This is a genomic window from Actinobacillus arthritidis (assembly GCF_029774155.1).
In the GTDB taxonomy this organism is placed as follows: domain Bacteria; phylum Pseudomonadota; class Gammaproteobacteria; order Enterobacterales; family Pasteurellaceae; genus Actinobacillus; species Actinobacillus arthritidis.
In genome coordinates, this window is the sequence record NZ_CP103833.1 from 292,548 (window position 1) to 306,960 (window position 14,413).

15 protein-coding genes and 1 pseudogene are annotated in these 14,413 nt (G+C 38.7%); 8 read left to right on the forward strand and 8 right to left on the reverse strand.

Annotation, left to right across the window (positions count from 1 at the left end):
- Positions 1–83 precede the first annotated feature (83 nt).
- Positions 84–1,058 carry a 6-phosphofructokinase gene (gene pfkA, locus NYR89_RS01500; RefSeq protein WP_279446044.1) on the forward strand — a complete coding sequence of 325 codons (975 nt, stop codon included), beginning with the start codon at positions 84–86 and terminating at the stop codon, positions 1,056–1,058.
- 59 nt (positions 1,059–1,117) lie between these two features.
- On the forward strand, positions 1,118–1,831 hold the full coding sequence (locus NYR89_RS01505) for a YwiC-like family protein (protein WP_279446045.1): 714 nt from the start codon (positions 1,118–1,120) through the stop codon (positions 1,829–1,831).
- A 41-nt stretch (positions 1,832–1,872) separates the two neighbouring features.
- Here NYR89_RS01505 and rluD read toward each other — a convergent pair whose 3' ends face one another.
- A complete protein-coding gene (gene rluD, locus NYR89_RS01510; RefSeq protein ID WP_279446046.1) occupies positions 1,873–2,850 on the reverse strand; it encodes a 23S rRNA pseudouridine(1911/1915/1917) synthase RluD in 978 nt (325 codons plus the stop codon).
- 150 nt (positions 2,851–3,000) lie between these two features.
- Here rluD and NYR89_RS01515 point away from each other — a divergent pair, with 150 nt between their 5' ends.
- From NYR89_RS01515 to recQ, 6 genes are all read left to right on the forward strand, one after another.
- Entirely contained in the window at positions 3,001–3,780 is a 780-nt protein-coding gene (locus NYR89_RS01515; protein WP_279446047.1) for an outer membrane protein assembly factor BamD, read from the forward strand.
- An 87-nt stretch (positions 3,781–3,867) separates the two neighbouring features.
- Positions 3,868–4,899: a tRNA (adenosine(37)-N6)-threonylcarbamoyltransferase complex transferase subunit TsaD gene (gene tsaD, locus NYR89_RS01520; protein WP_279446048.1), complete on the forward strand. Its 1,032-nt coding sequence runs from the start codon at positions 3,868–3,870 to the stop codon at positions 4,897–4,899.
- A 4-nt stretch (positions 4,900–4,903) separates the two neighbouring features.
- Positions 4,904–5,185 carry a hypothetical protein gene (locus NYR89_RS01525; protein WP_279446049.1) on the forward strand — a complete coding sequence of 94 codons (282 nt, stop codon included), beginning with the start codon at positions 4,904–4,906 and terminating at the stop codon, positions 5,183–5,185.
- Positions 5,186–5,238: 53 nt separating this feature from the next.
- Positions 5,239–5,448 carry a hypothetical protein gene (locus NYR89_RS01530; protein WP_341536361.1) on the forward strand — a complete coding sequence of 70 codons (210 nt, stop codon included), beginning with the start codon at positions 5,239–5,241 and terminating at the stop codon, positions 5,446–5,448.
- A 29-nt stretch (positions 5,449–5,477) separates the two neighbouring features.
- On the forward strand, positions 5,478–5,783 hold the full coding sequence (gene cyaY, locus NYR89_RS01535) for an iron donor protein CyaY (protein ID WP_279446052.1): 306 nt from the start codon (positions 5,478–5,480) through the stop codon (positions 5,781–5,783).
- Positions 5,784–5,873: 90 nt separating this feature from the next.
- A complete protein-coding gene (gene recQ, locus NYR89_RS01540; RefSeq protein WP_279446053.1) occupies positions 5,874–7,682 on the forward strand; it encodes an ATP-dependent DNA helicase RecQ in 1,809 nt (602 codons plus the stop codon).
- A gap of 58 nt (positions 7,683–7,740) precedes the next feature.
- On the opposite strand, the gene NYR89_RS01545 is transcribed toward recQ, so the two are convergent.
- From NYR89_RS01545 to lexA, 7 genes and pseudogenes are all read right to left on the reverse strand, one after another.
- Entirely contained in the window at positions 7,741–8,151 is a 411-nt protein-coding gene (locus NYR89_RS01545) for a DUF2251 domain-containing protein (RefSeq protein ID WP_279446054.1), read from the reverse strand.
- Positions 8,152–8,252: 101 nt separating this feature from the next.
- A pseudogene (gene eno, locus NYR89_RS01550) lies at positions 8,253–9,562 on the reverse strand (phosphopyruvate hydratase).
- A gap of 209 nt (positions 9,563–9,771) precedes the next feature.
- Complete coding sequence (rlmC, locus tag NYR89_RS01555; protein ID WP_279446055.1) at positions 9,772–10,944, reverse strand: 23S rRNA (uracil(747)-C(5))-methyltransferase RlmC; 1,173 nt, start codon at positions 10,942–10,944, stop codon at positions 9,772–9,774.
- A 72-nt stretch (positions 10,945–11,016) separates the two neighbouring features.
- A complete protein-coding gene (gene nagZ, locus NYR89_RS01560; RefSeq protein WP_279446056.1) occupies positions 11,017–12,054 on the reverse strand; it encodes a beta-N-acetylhexosaminidase in 1,038 nt (345 codons plus the stop codon).
- 41 nt (positions 12,055–12,095) lie between these two features.
- Positions 12,096–12,824, reverse strand: coding sequence for a TerC family protein (locus NYR89_RS01565; protein WP_279446057.1), 729 nt, complete (start codon positions 12,822–12,824; stop codon positions 12,096–12,098).
- 84 nt (positions 12,825–12,908) lie between these two features.
- A complete protein-coding gene (mutH, locus tag NYR89_RS01570) occupies positions 12,909–13,589 on the reverse strand; it encodes a DNA mismatch repair endonuclease MutH (RefSeq protein WP_279446059.1) in 681 nt (226 codons plus the stop codon).
- 60 nt (positions 13,590–13,649) lie between these two features.
- Positions 13,650–14,282 (reverse strand): transcriptional repressor LexA, encoded by a 633-nt coding sequence (gene lexA / locus NYR89_RS01575; protein ID WP_279446061.1) that lies wholly within the window; start codon positions 14,280–14,282, stop codon positions 13,650–13,652.
- Positions 14,283–14,413: the final 131 nt, after the last annotated feature.

A 14,413-nucleotide genomic window follows, 5' to 3' on the forward strand; every position in this document is an offset into this window, starting at 1 on the left:
AACGAATACCCTAAATAAGGTAATCTTCACGCCAATTTCCGATTTATTTTACAATTTTAAATTTATAGCAAAAGGTGTCTAAAATGACTAAACAAATCAAAAAAATTGCCGTGTTAACGAGTGGTGGTGATGCACCGGGTATGAACAGCGCGATTCGTGGTGTGGTGCGTCTTGCATTAAACGAAGGCTTAGAAGTATATGGTGTACAAGACGGTTATTACGGTTTATATAACGATAAAGTGATCAAACTTGATCGTCGTTCTGTATCTGAAACGATTAACCGTGGCGGTACGTTTTTAGGCTCGGCACGTTTCCCTCAATTTAAAGATCCGGAAGTGCGTAAACAATCCGTTGAAACATTGAAAAAATATGAAATTGACGCATTAGTGGTTATCGGCGGTGACGGCTCTTATATGGGAGCTAAACTGTTAACCGAAGAATTTGGCTATCCGTGTATCGGTATCCCGGGAACGATTGATAATGATATCGTTGGTACGGATTACACAATCGGTTATCAAACTGCATTAGAAACGGCAGTAGAAGCGATTGACCGTTTACGTGATACTTCTACTTCACATCAACGTATTTCTATCGTAGAAATTATGGGACGTCATTGTGGTGATTTAACCATTAGTGCGGCATTAGCAAGTGGTTGTGAATACATTATCGTGCCAGAAAAAGGTTTAGATAAAGAATCATTAATGCGTAATATTGAAGACGGTTTTAGCAAAGGTAAACGTCACGCAATTATTGCGATTACTGAATTAATGACGGATGTTCAAGCATTAGCTAAAGAAATTGAAGCACGCTTCGGTCATGAAACTCGTGCAACGGTATTAGGTCATATTCAACGTGGTGGTGCGCCTTGTCCGTTCGACCGTATTTTAGCATCTCGTATGGGCGTATATGCAGTAGACTTATTATTACAAGGTTACGGTGGTCGTTGTATCGGTATTAAAAACGAGAATTTAGTGCATCACGATATTATTGATGCAATTACTAATATGCGTCGTCCGTTCAAAGAAGAGCTATTTGAGGCGGCTAGAAAATTATTCTAATTTTTCTTAGAATACAAAGGCGACTATTTTAGTCGCCTTTTGTTTTAAGTGAGGATACTATGCTGAAAGATAAACCGGTTATATCAAATCAACACGGAGCGTTAGTGATGGCATTTGTGCCGTTCTTATATGCCGGTTTTAAAAGCGGTTTTAGCTTGCAATATTTTTGGTTTGCCCTTTCTTGGCTGTTTCTTTACCTTTTCTCTTATCCTTATCTTTCGTTATTTAGCAAAAAACCGACCGCTCGTAATAAAAAATGGGCAATGATTTATTTTGTTCTAAGCCTTGGTTTCGCCTTACCGGTGATTATGGATAAGCCGAATATTTTGCAATTTTTACTGATTATTTTACCGCTTGGATTAGTACAGACTTATTATGCAAAGCAAAAAGACGAACGTCATCTTAATAACGATCTTGCTGGTATATTGACCTTTGGTGTGATTGGTATGGCAAGCGGGTATTTAATGAGTATGGAATATGACTGGGCAATCTTGATTCATCCGACTTTATTCTTTGTTGCCACAACCTTTTATGTAAAAAGTATGGTCAGAGAGAGGAAGAATCCGCTATTTATGGAATTGAGCTTAGGCTTGCATTTATTATTAGCAATGATTTATTGGTGGTTGGGGTATCACTGGTTGTATTTTGCCTATTTAATTGGATTTATGCGAGCGGCACTTGTGCCAAGTTTCGGCTTAAACGTCAAACAGATTGGCATGTTAGAATTTATAACGGTATTTATATTCTTTATTTGCTTGATTCACTCACCATAAAAGAAAAAGTCTGTAACTGTTCAAGGCTACAGACTTTTTTATTAATAGTCTAAATCGTCTTTATATAACTGATAATCCGCTTTTAACGCCTCAATTAACTCCACAAAATCGTCCGGCAACGGAGCGTGCCATTCCATTAATTCGCCGGTAATCGGATGTTCTAAACGTAGCATAGTTGCGTGTAATGCTTGGCGTTGAAAGCCTCGTAGTACAGCTAAAAATGCTTCGCTAGCGCCTTTGGGCGGACGAGGACGACCGCCATAGAGTTGGTCACCTAATAATGGGTGAGCGATATGTGCCATATGCACACGAATTTGGTGTGTTCGTCCGGTTTCCAAACGCAAACGTAAGCGAGTATAGTTGCGGAAACGTTCCATAATACGATAATGGGTTACTGCCGGTTTACCCATAGGGTGTACCGCCATTGCGGTACGTTTAGTTGGATGACGAGCCATCGGTTCATCCACTTTACCGCCTTGTGTCATTACACCACTTGCTACCGCTTCATATTCACGTGTAATACGGCGTTTTTGTAATGCAGTCACTAAATGGGTTTGTGCTGGAATATTTTTGGCAACAACCATTAAACCGGTTGTGTCTTTATCCAAACGATGCACGATACCCGCACGCGGTACTTCCGCAATCGGCGGATAGTAGTGTAATAACGCATTCAATACCGTACCGTCCGGATTCCCTGCTCCGGGGTGGACGACTAAATCTTTCGGTTTATTGATGACGATAATATCATCATCTTCATATACAATATTTAGAGGGATATCTTGTGGTTCAAAACGGATCTCTTCTTCGATCTCCGCTTGGATTTCTACGCTTTCGCCACCGAAAACCTTTTCACGTGCTTTATTGACGATAATTCCGTTTACTTTTACTAAATCATTCTCGATCCAAACTTTAATACGAGAACGGGAATAGTCCGGAAAGAGTTGAGCAAGTGCTTGGTCAAGACGACAGCCTAATAAATCGGCAGTAACTTCTGCCGTTAAGGTCATTTGTTGAGTCATTAAATATAAATTCCAATATTTGTTTGTTGCTTATTTAGCGATGTTCTATAAAATAAGACTATTTGTATGAACTTAGCAAAATGCCATTGGTCAAACATAACCATTGTACATTAACTTTTCATTGCACACACTTTTTATAGGTAAAATAATATGCGTAAATTTACTTCTCTTGCTTCTTTAGTCTTAGCTGGGCTTTTAGTCGTAGGTTGTTCTAGTGCGAATAAAGAATTAGAAGAATCATCCGCACAGGATCTCTATACTAAAGGGCAAACCTATTTACAAGACGGTGATTATAATTCAGCAATCCGTTACTTAGATGCTGTTGGTACTAAAGGTGGTCAACAAAGCTCATTTGGCGAACAAACGCAATTAAGTTTAATTTATGCAAATTATAAAATCGGTGAATATTACAAAGCATTAGATGCGGCGGAACGTTTTGTACGTGCTTATCCGAATAGTTCAAGTATGGATTATGTTTATTACTTAGCAGGTTTAAGCAACGCACGTTTAGGTGATAACTTTATTCAAGATTTCTTTGGGGTCAATCGTGCTTCTCGTGCATTAGATAGTGTACGTAATGCGTATGGCAGTTTCCAGACAATTGTTCAACATTACCCACAAAGCCAATATGCCCGTGATGCTCAGAATTGGATGGGATATTTGATTAATCGTATGGCAGAACACGAATTAGCAATCGTGAAATTCTACGATGAGCGAGATGCTTATGTCGCAGTGGTAAATCGCGTAGAAGAAATGATGCGTTTTTATCCAGAAAGTAAGCCAACCTATGAGGCTTTAACCTATATGCAAAAAGCCTATGAGCAAATGGGCGTAAAAGATTCAGCAGAGAAAGTTGCCGGATTAATTGAAGCCAATAAAGATAAAACTTTCCCTGAAATTAATAAGCCTGAATACAGTGAACAATTCTAATTGCTTGATTTTATTGAAAGTTTAGCAAGTTTAGGGGCGTTATTTTTGAATAATGCCCCTTTCCCATTTCATAAGTAAGACGAAAATATGCGAATTTTAGGTATTGAAACTTCCTGTGACGAAACGGGAGTAGCAATTTATGATGAACATAAAGGTTTAATCGCAAACCAACTTTATAGCCAAATTGAAATGCACGCAGATTACGGCGGTGTCGTGCCGGAGCTGGCTTCACGAGATCATATACGTAAAACATTACCGCTGATTCAAGAAGCATTGAAAGAAGCGAATTTAACCGCAGATGATATTGACGGTGTTGCCTATACGGCAGGTCCGGGCTTAGTTGGAGCATTGCTAGTTGGCTCTACGATTGCTCGTTCGCTTGCTTATGCGTGGAACGTGCCGGCGCTTGGTGTACATCATATGGAAGGTCATTTGATGGCGCCGATGTTGGAAGACAATCCGCCAGAATTCCCATTTGTAGCGTTATTAATTTCTGGTGGACATACGCAGCTAGTCAAAGTAGATGGCGTTGGACAGTATGAAATTCTCGGCGAATCAATTGATGATGCGGCAGGCGAAGCCTTTGATAAAACCGGTAAATTACTTGGTTTAGATTATCCAGCAGGTGTTGCTGTATCGCAATTAGCTGAGAAAGGTACACCGAATCGTTTTGTTTTCCCTCGTCCAATGACGGACAGACCGGGGCTTGATTTCAGCTTTTCAGGCCTAAAAACCTTTGCCGCAAATACGATTAATGCCCATTTAAATGAGAGCGGACAGTTGGACGAACAAACTCGCTGTGATATTGCTCATGCTTTCCAACAAGCAGTGGTGGATACGATTATCATCAAATGCAAACGAGCTTTACAGCAAACCGGTTATACACGTCTTGTGATGGCTGGCGGTGTGAGTGCGAATAAACAATTACGTGCCGATTTAGCTGAAATGATGAAAAATTTAAAAGGAGAGGTATACTATCCTCGCCCACAATTCTGTACCGATAATGGTGCAATGATTGCTTACACCGGTTTTCTACGTTTAAAAAACGGCGAAACTACCGATTTGAGTGTGAGTGTTAAACCTCGCTGGCCAATGACTGAATTACCAAAAATCGGGTAAGGTTATGTTAGAAAAAATTGAGCGTTTAATTGTTGAAATAAATAAGTCGCATTTAGCTTTTTCGGAAGATTATTTTGAAACGGGTAAAGTTGCCAAAGTAAACTTAAAACATACGCTTGCTAAAGTGCCAACAGAGCATATTTTATCTTACCGTTTAAATTTACGCGAATCGATCAATGATTATTTATTCCGTGCGGATTTATACGATATTCCTTATTTTTATCGAGTAAAAGCCTCAGAATCTATTTTAGATAAAATCAAACGTATCCAGTTAATAGCATTATGAATGACATATTTGGTGCGAGAATAATCGTTTCTAGTGAAGAAATCGCAGAGATTATGGAACGTTTAGATGAGTGGAAAGATAAATATGGCTTAAAAAATTGGTATTTGAGAGATAAAGAAGAATATCTAGGCATTCATATTTACTTTAAAAATGCCAGTAACTTTTATTATCCTTGGGAACTACAAGTTTGGGATAAAAAAGATGCGGAGAAAAATATCCAAAGCCATATTAAATATAAACGTAATTTTGTAAATAATATTTAGTAACATATTGAGATTAAATGAGGAAAAAAATGAACGTAGCAGAATTTCACCAAAAAGTTGAACAAGTCTGGCAACAAATCGAAGAAAAAATTGATGACGAAGGTTTAAGTGTCGATACTGAAATTCAAGGTGCAGTTTGCACTCTTACCTTTGATGATGAATCGCAAATTATCATCAATAAACAAGAAGCAATGTTAGAGCTATGGCTTGCGAGCAAATTAGGTGGTTTCCATTTTGCTTTCCATGATGGTGAATGGGTTACTGCAGAAGGGCGTACTTTTTGGAGTCACCTTGAAGAAGCCTTTGCTCGCCATGGCGAACAAGTTAGTTTCTAATCAATAAATGAATAGCGGTCGTGTTTGTAAAAATTTTTGCAAATTTGACCGCTTGTCTATTTCTTTTTAGCTTATCTTATTGGAATCACAATGCAATTATCTCAACCTGCCGCCAAAGATGTGTTAAATAATGTCTTCGGTTATCAATCTTTTCGTCATGGACAGCAAGAAGTGATTGATTCGGTATTAGCAGGAAAAGATTGCCTTGTGATTATGACCACCGGTGGCGGTAAGTCACTTTGTTATCAAGTGCCGGCACTTTGTTTAGACGGCATCACTTTGGTTATTTCTCCACTGATTTCTTTGATGAAAGATCAGGTTGATCAGTCGCTTACCAATGGTATCGAAGCCGGTTTCTTAAATTCCAGCCAAACTTTTGAAGAACAGCAACAAGTCGAACAGAAGGCTCTTTCCGGTCAGTTAAAATTGCTTTATCTTTCGCCGGAAAAAGTGATGACTCAAGGCTTTTTCCATTTTATTTCGCTATGCAAAATTAGTCTGATTGCGGTGGATGAAGCACATTGTGTTTCGCAGTGGGGACATGATTTTCGTCCGGAATACACCTTACTCGGCAATTTGCGTGATACCTTTCCGAATGTACCGCTGATGGCATTGACGGCAACCGCAGATCCAACGACCCGTCACGATATTCTACAACACCTACGCTTAACCGATCCGCATACTTATCTGGGCAGTTTTGATCGCCCGAATATTCGCTATACAGTGCAAGAAAAATTTAAGCCGATGGAACAGCTAGCTAAATTTATCAGTAAGCAACAGGGCAAGAGCGGTATTGTTTATTGCAACAGCCGTAAAAAAGTTGAAGAAATTACTGAAAAACTGGCGGCGCGTAAGATTTCAGTAATGGGCTATCACGCCGGAATGTCGGTTCAGCAGCGTGAAACGGTTCAAAATGCGTTTCAGCGAGATAATATTCAAGTTGTGGTGGCGACCATTGCTTTTGGTATGGGAATTAATAAATCAAATGTCCGTTTTGTGGTGCATTTTGATTTACCCCGCAGTATTGAGTCTTACTACCAAGAAACTGGAAGAGCCGGGCGTGATGACTTGCCGTCAGAAGCGGTGTTATTTTATGATCCGGCTGATTACGCGTGGTCGCAAAAAGTGTTATTGGAAGAACCGGAAAGTGAACAACGAGATATAAAACAACATAAATTACAAGCGATTGGTGCGTTTGCAGAATCGCAAACCTGTCGCCGCTTAGTATTGCTGAATTATTTTGGTGAATCACGCCAAGAACCTTGTAAAAATTGCGATATTTGTTTAGATCCGCCTCGTAAATATGACGGCACATTAGATGCACAAAAAGTGATGTCAGTTATTTATCGTACTGGGCAAACTTTTGGTGCACATCATGTGATTGGTGTATTACGAGGTTTAAATAATCAAAAAATTCGCCAATTTAATCATGATCAGCTTTCGGTGTACGGTATTGGCAAAGAACAAAGCCAAGATTACTGGCTGAGTATTATTCGTCAATTAATTCATTTGGGGTTAATTCGTCAAAATATCGTGAATCATTCGGCGTTACAACTTACGGAAGAAGCTCGTCCGGTGTTACGCTCGGAAAAAAAGCTCGAATTAGCGATGCCTCGTCTGACATTCTCGGCTACGGCTTACGTGCAGAAACAGGCTTCTGTTCGTTATGATAAAGACTTATTTGCTCGCTTACGTTTCTTACGTAAGCAAATCGCCGATAAAGAAAATATCCCGCCTTATGTGGTGTTCAATGATGCAACTTTGCAAGAAATGGCAGAATTTTTACCGCTTAGTGAGGTGGAAATGTTGGATATTAATGGTGTCGGAGAACGGAAACTGGAGCGTTTCGGCGGTGCATTTTTAAGTTTGATTCGAGAACATTGCAACAATCGTCAATAAATCGGAAAGCGGTTAAATTTACTGATTTTTTGCAAAATTTAACCGCTTGCTTAACTTATTAGCCCAGCCACTTTTCAACTAATTCAGCATTAGTTTCTTTGTGAACCCACATACTGCCTAATTCCGGTTGAGGGAATTTTGTATGGTTATAGCCGACAAACTGGCTAAAATCAAAAGCCGCGTGCGGATAGCCGTTTAGTAATAAAAACGCTTGATAGCCGTTTTCCGACCAGCAGATTTCTAAGCGGCGAGGTTCCGTTAAGGTTTTCTCATCAATATCCGATTTGCTATAGACAAATAAGCTGTCTACCACAGGATTTTCTGTCTGGTGTAAATCCATCGCATAAAAATAGCCGGTTTCGCCATCATCCTCAAACATTACGACGAGATGTTCGTGTTGTGTAGAATGGGCTCCGTTACGGTAGCCCTGACCAATAAGTAATTGGTCAGTTAAAACAGAATATAACATTGTTTTTCCCTTTTAATTGAATTTCTTATTTTAGTTTTTAGATGATTGAATACAAAAATGCCACAGAAATTTCTGTGGCATTTATTACTAATCAAATAAGATTATGCTTGACCTTTAACTTCTTTTAAACCGTTAAATGGTGCAGGTGTACCTGCTGCCGCTAATGCTTCTTCGATACGGATTAATTGGTTGTATTTAGCAACACGGTCTGAACGGCTCATAGAACCTGTTTTGATTTGACCTGCGGCTGTACCAACCGCTAAATCAGCGATAGTTGCATCTTCAGTTTCACCAGAACGGTGTGAGATAACTGCTGTGTAACCAGCATCTTTAGCCATTTTGATTGTCGCTAAAGTTTCAGTTAAAGAACCAATTTGGTTAAATTTGATTAAGATTGAGTTTGCGATACCTTTTTCGATACCTTCTTTTAAGATTTTGGTGTTAGTTACGAATAGGTCGTCACCAACTAATTGGATTTTACCACCTAAAACTTTAGTTTGGTATGCAAAACCTTCCCAGTCAGATTCGTCTTGACCGTCTTCAATTGATTTGATTGGGTATTCGTTACATAAACCTTCTAAGTAGTGAGTAAATTCTTGAGAAGTGAAAGATTTACCTTCACCTTTCATTTCGTATAAACCGTTTTCTTTGTTATAGAACTCAGAAGATGCACAGTCCATTGCTAAAGTTACGTCTTTACCTAAAACATAACCTGCTTTTTCAACTGCTTCTTTGATACATGCTAATGCATCTGCATTTGATGCTAAGTTTGGTGCGAAACCACCTTCATCACCTACTGCAGTATTTAAACCTTTAGCTTTTAATACTTTCGCTAAGTTATGGAATACTTCAGCACCGATACGAAGTGCTTCTTTTAATGTTGATGCACCAACCGGTTGAATCATAAATTCTTGGATATCAACGTTGTTATCAGCGTGTTCACCACCGTTGATGATGTTCATCATTGGTAATGGCATTGAGTATACGCCCGGAGTACCGTTTAATTCAGCGATGTAAGCATATAATGGTAAACCTTTAGATGCTTCGCTGCTTTAGCTGTTGCTAAAGAAACCGCTAAGATTGCGTTTGCACCGAATTTAGATTTGTTATCTGTACCGTCTAAATCGATCATGATTTGGTCGATTTCAGCTTGAGCAGAACCGTCTTTACCTAAGATAGCTTGTGCAATTTCGTTGTTTACTGCAGAAACAGCTTTTAATACACCTTTACCTAAGAAACGTGATTTGTCACCGTCACGTAATTCTAATGCTTCACGAGAACCTGTTGACGCACCAGATGGAGCGTACGCTAAACCAACGAAGCCACCTTCTAAGTGAACTTCCGCTTCAACTGTTGGGTTACCACGTGAGTCGATGATTTCACGACCAATTACTTTAACGATTTTAGCCATTGTTAATATCCTCTAATTGAGAGTTAATGAAAAAAAGAATAGTGATATAGTAAAGACATTTTACGCATTTGTCTTGTAAAAAAGTGAGTTAGCTCACAAAATCTCATAGTTCTTTGATCGAATACGGATAAATGAAACTAAAGTCATTCAATTATACCTAGATTTTGTAAAAAAGATAAACGTCTACCGAAATTAAGGTAGGGAAATAATTATTTTTTCACTAAAAATGTTAGCACTTCATAATGTGATGTATGTGGAAACATATCGAATAATTGCACCTTTTGGAGTGAATAATTGCTTAATACTTCAAAATCTTTAACCATAGTTTGGGCATTACAGCTGGAATAAATGAGATAGGGCGAACCTAATTGATTTAAAAATTCTGCAAGCGATTTGCCGATACCACGGCGAGGTGGATTAACAATCACTAGATCCGGTGTTACACCTTTCTCATTTAGTGCAAATTGTGCTGAGTCAAGCGAAGCGAATATCACATTTTTAAGTTGTAATTGCTCAGCTGATTTCATTGCACTGGCGATCGCTGAAGCAGAAATTTCAATACCGGTTAAGTGTACATTTTCATTCTTCTCTTGTAGCGTTTTGGCACAATGTAAACCAAAGCCTCCAACACCGCAGAAAAGATCCCAAAATTGTTGGATCGGTAAATCTTTTATCCAGTTTTGTGCAGTTGCATAAAGTTGACTAGCGACATTCGGATTGGTTTGGAAAAAGCCCTGCGGACGAATAAATAACGGAATATGGTTAAAATTTTCTTCGAGCGTGGTTTTTTCTGTGAGAAAGATTTCGGTCTCACCTTCTAAAATTGCCGCATGTTGTGGTTGGATATTTAAGCTAACCACAGAATCTTCCGGCGACTTAGCTAATAAATTTGGTAATTCACGTTCAACAAGCGGTCTTTTTTGTTCACTTCTTAATACAAAACGTAACATAACGGATCGGTTATATTGGCTTTGCGTGATCAAAATATACTTCAATTCGCCTTTCTTTTTTGAGATGTTATAAGGTACGAGTCCGGCTCGGGCGATAAAATCTTTAAGAATCGGAAAAAGCACTTCAAATTCAGTCGGATAGAGCGGACAATTACATAGATCAATGCCACTTTGTGGATCGGTTTGATCTTTTAAAATGCCTAAAATCGGACGTTCGACACTACCGGAAATTACCATTTTCGCTTTATTACGAAACTGTTTTTGTGAAGATTGAACAGGCGGTAAGATGTTAGTGAAATTTTGCAAAATAAAGGGCGAAATTAACCGCTTAAGATCGGCTTCTTTATCCATAAGTCGCGTAGAATACGGTTTTTCTAACCATTGGCATGAAACACAATGTTGCTGTTGAAAATGGGGGCAGTTTAGTATCATTTGTACAAAGAATAACGGAAAGTGATATAGGTTTGTTAGGGCATATCATGTTATGCCCTAAGTTGATGCTGACTAACAGTGTTGTGCTTTATATTCCAGCCATTCGTTTTGTAATGCGATTAAGCGTTGTTGTGCTTGCTGATAACGAGGGCTAGATTCAAGTTCTCGCCAACTTACCGTTTTATGCTTCATTAAGGAAATATGGCGTTCAGTTTGGGCTTTAGTCGGTTGATATTTTAAGCCGTCTAATACTTGAATCACACCTTCCGGCTCATTACAAAGTAGTAATAAATCACAACCTGCGTGAATTGCTTTCTCCGATCTTTCGACAAAATTACCCATAAAACCGGCACCTTTCATGCCTAAATCATCGGAAAAAATCACACCATTAAAATTCAGCTGACTACGTAATACTTGCTTTAACCAATATTCAGAACCACTTGCCGGTTGACTGTCACATTGCGTATAAATTACGTGAGCCGGCATAATTGCAGACAGTTTACCTTTGGCAATAAGTCGCTTAAACGGCAAAATATCGTGCTTGAAAATAGACTCTTTTGGACGATCATCAAACGGTGTTTCCAGATGCGAATCAGCTAAGACGTGTCCGTGACCGGGGAAGTGTTTACCGGTTGTCGCCATCCCCATTTCTCTCATACCATCAATAAAGGCTTCGGCGATCGGCAAAATCATATCCGGATTTTCGCCGAATGAACGATCGCCAATGGCTTTACATTGATGACCTAAATCCAAAACTGGAGCAAAACTTAAATCAATATCTAAGGCGAACATTTCAGCGACCATTAACCAACCGGTCTGCTGAGCTAAAGCGGTCGATTCTTGCGGATTTTTTGCAAGTGTATGAAACGCTTGCATTGCCGGCAATTTAGTAAAGCCTTCACGGAAACGTTGCACTCGGCCACCTTCTTGATCAACAGTAATCAATAACGGTTTTTTTACCCGTTGGCGAATCGATTTTACTAAGGCTTCTAACTGAGCTTTATCGTGAAAATTACGGCTAAATAAAATTAAACCGGAGATAAGCGGATGTTCAAGGATTTCCACTTCTTCTTGGTTTAATTCCTTATCTTTAATATCAACAAGTAACATATGTGATCCTAATAAAACGCCCTCAAATGAGGGCGTGTAAACTATTTTTGATGTTTCGCTTGGTTTTTACGCATTTTTATATTGAGCAATTCAACGACAACCGAGAAGCCCATCGCAGTATAAACCGCTGATTTTGGAATATGGATATTAAAGCCTTCGCCAACTAATACCACACCGATTAAAATTAAGAATGCTAATGCGAGATTTTTGATCGTCGGATTATTATCCACAAAGTCACCAATTGCTTTAGCCGCTAGCATCATAACGCCAACTGCAATAATAATGGCAATAACCATTACTGGAATATCATCAGCCATTGCAACGGCAGTAATTACTGAGTCTAGCGAGAAGACCACATCAAAAATCGCAATTTGTACTAAGATCATCAAAAAGCTGGCTTTTTTGACTGAATCCTCTTTTTCTTCATGTGATTCAGTCGCGATAGATTCTTTTAATTCCATTGCACTTTTCACAATAAGAAAGATACCGCCGAGTAACAAAATTAAATCACGACCAGAAATTGGCATTCCTGCAATGGAGAAAAGCGGATCAACTAATTTCATCATCCAAGCAAGCGAAAGTAATAACAGGATACGTGTTCCCATTGCTAATGCTAAACCAATAATACGAGCTGATTGGCGTTGATGAATAGGTAAACGTGAAACTAAAATACTGATAACAATAATGTTATCGATACCTAATACGATTTCAAGCCCGGTAAGGGTTAAGAGGGCAACCCACGCTTCGGGGCTAGCAATCCAATCAAACATAAGATGTCCTTCAAAACGAGAGAAAAATTATAGGCTCTTGCCTATATTTAAAAGGTGCTAATCATAGCGATACTTGTCCCAAAATTAAAGGGGCGAACGTAAAAAATTCTGTAAAATTTCAGCAGTAAATTGTTTACGTAAATAGAAACCTAGCGGTAAAGATTGAACACGTTCTCCATGCTGATTTATTGCGGTAGTCAATGAACGGCTATTTCTTCCTTTCGGGCGTAATTGCATTACTTCGCCAAGTGTGGCATTAATCTCATTTAAGCGCCCGAAAATAATGTATTCCATTAATTCTTCCCAATCGTTTTTAAGCTGTTGTTCTTGCTCAAATGAAGGTATCCATAAAATTGGTTGCCCAATATGACGTTCTGCAACTGGGATTTGTCTTTCTCCCTGTACTGGGATCCATAACACTTTTTGTAATTTATGACGAACGTGTGAAGTTTGCCAAGTAATGCCAGTATTTTGCGTCAGCGGTGCTAAACTGACGAAAGTGGTTTCAAGTGGAAAACCTTTATGATTGATGGGAATCGTTTTTAGTTCGATTCCTAAGTGGGCAAAATCTTGCTCTGGTTTACTGCCGGCTTTTGCACCTAAAGCTGTTTCGATTAATTGTCCGACCCAACCTTTATCTCTACGAAGATCAGATGGAACATTAACATTTAATTGTTTTGCGATTTCACCAAGCGTAAAACCGGCAAGCCAGTTCGCTTTTTCGAGCAATTCGGATTCGGAATGTGAGAAGGTAGACAATTGCATAAGGCGATAAAAGAGATTTAGGAGAATAATGTAACTTTATTCTCCTAATATAATTGAGATTTACATCCATGCATTATTACGAATTACGCCCACGGCAATGCCTTCAATTTCGATATATTCAATGCGAGGATCAACAATAATGGGTTCTAATTCATCATTTTCAGGATGAAGATAGATGAGATCACCTTTTTTCTCTAAACGTTTTACCGTAACTTCATCATCAACACGAGCAACCACAACTTGACCGTTACGAGCAAAATTTGTTTTATGCACAGCAAGTAAATCACCGTCTAAGATACCGATTTTTTCCATCGAGTTGCCATTTACTTTTAGTAGATAGTCGGCATTTGGATTAAACATTGCACCGTTTACTGGATAATGGCTTTCAACATGTTCAATCGCCATAATCGGTGTACCAGTTGCTACTTTACCAATTAAAGGTAATCCATCATCATTTGTCGCTTCTTCTTCATTGTCAATTAAAATACGAATGCCTCGAGAAGTACCAGAAAGCATTTCAATATAACCTTTACGTGCTAGCGCTTTTAAATGTTCTTCTGCGGCATTGGGTGATTTGAAACCAATTTCACGTGCAATTTCAACTCGTGTAGGAGGCATTCCAGTTGTTTCGATATGATGTTTGACGAAATCAAAAATTTCTTGCTGACGAGCAGTTAAGTGTTTACGTGACATTTTTTCCTCGCTGTCTTTATATACAGATTTTTTGTTATTATATACAGTAATTTGAAATTTGTAACTAGATAAATTCATAAATATTCCTTAAATTTATGCTAAACTATAAATTGAGTACACTTAGGTGGCGT

Coding starts and splice junctions, on each gene's coding strand:
- pfkA (WP_279446044.1), top strand. CDS start 84: ATGACTAAACAAATCAAAAAAATTGCCGTGTTAACGAGTGGTGGTGAT.
- NYR89_RS01505 (WP_279446045.1), top strand. CDS start 1,118: ATGCTGAAAGATAAACCGGTTATATCAAATCAACACGGAGCGTTAGTG.
- rluD (WP_279446046.1), bottom strand. CDS start 2,850: ATGACTCAACAAATGACCTTAACGGCAGAAGTTACTGCCGATTTATTA.
- NYR89_RS01515 (WP_279446047.1), top strand. CDS start 3,001: ATGCGTAAATTTACTTCTCTTGCTTCTTTAGTCTTAGCTGGGCTTTTA.
- tsaD (WP_279446048.1), top strand. CDS start 3,868: ATGCGAATTTTAGGTATTGAAACTTCCTGTGACGAAACGGGAGTAGCA.
- NYR89_RS01525 (WP_279446049.1), top strand. CDS start 4,904: ATGTTAGAAAAAATTGAGCGTTTAATTGTTGAAATAAATAAGTCGCAT.
- NYR89_RS01530 (WP_341536361.1), top strand. CDS start 5,239: ATGGAACGTTTAGATGAGTGGAAAGATAAATATGGCTTAAAAAATTGG.
- cyaY (WP_279446052.1), top strand. CDS start 5,478: ATGAACGTAGCAGAATTTCACCAAAAAGTTGAACAAGTCTGGCAACAA.
- recQ (WP_279446053.1), top strand. CDS start 5,874: ATGCAATTATCTCAACCTGCCGCCAAAGATGTGTTAAATAATGTCTTC.
- NYR89_RS01545 (WP_279446054.1), bottom strand. CDS start 8,151: ATGTTATATTCTGTTTTAACTGACCAATTACTTATTGGTCAGGGCTAC.
- rlmC (WP_279446055.1), bottom strand. CDS start 10,944: ATGATACTAAACTGCCCCCATTTTCAACAGCAACATTGTGTTTCATGC.
- nagZ (WP_279446056.1), bottom strand. CDS start 12,054: ATGTTACTTGTTGATATTAAAGATAAGGAATTAAACCAAGAAGAAGTG.
- NYR89_RS01565 (WP_279446057.1), bottom strand. CDS start 12,824: ATGTTTGATTGGATTGCTAGCCCCGAAGCGTGGGTTGCCCTCTTAACC.
- mutH (WP_279446059.1), bottom strand. CDS start 13,589: ATGCAATTGTCTACCTTCTCACATTCCGAATCCGAATTGCTCGAAAAA.
- lexA (WP_279446061.1), bottom strand. CDS start 14,282: ATGTCACGTAAACACTTAACTGCTCGTCAGCAAGAAATTTTTGATTTC.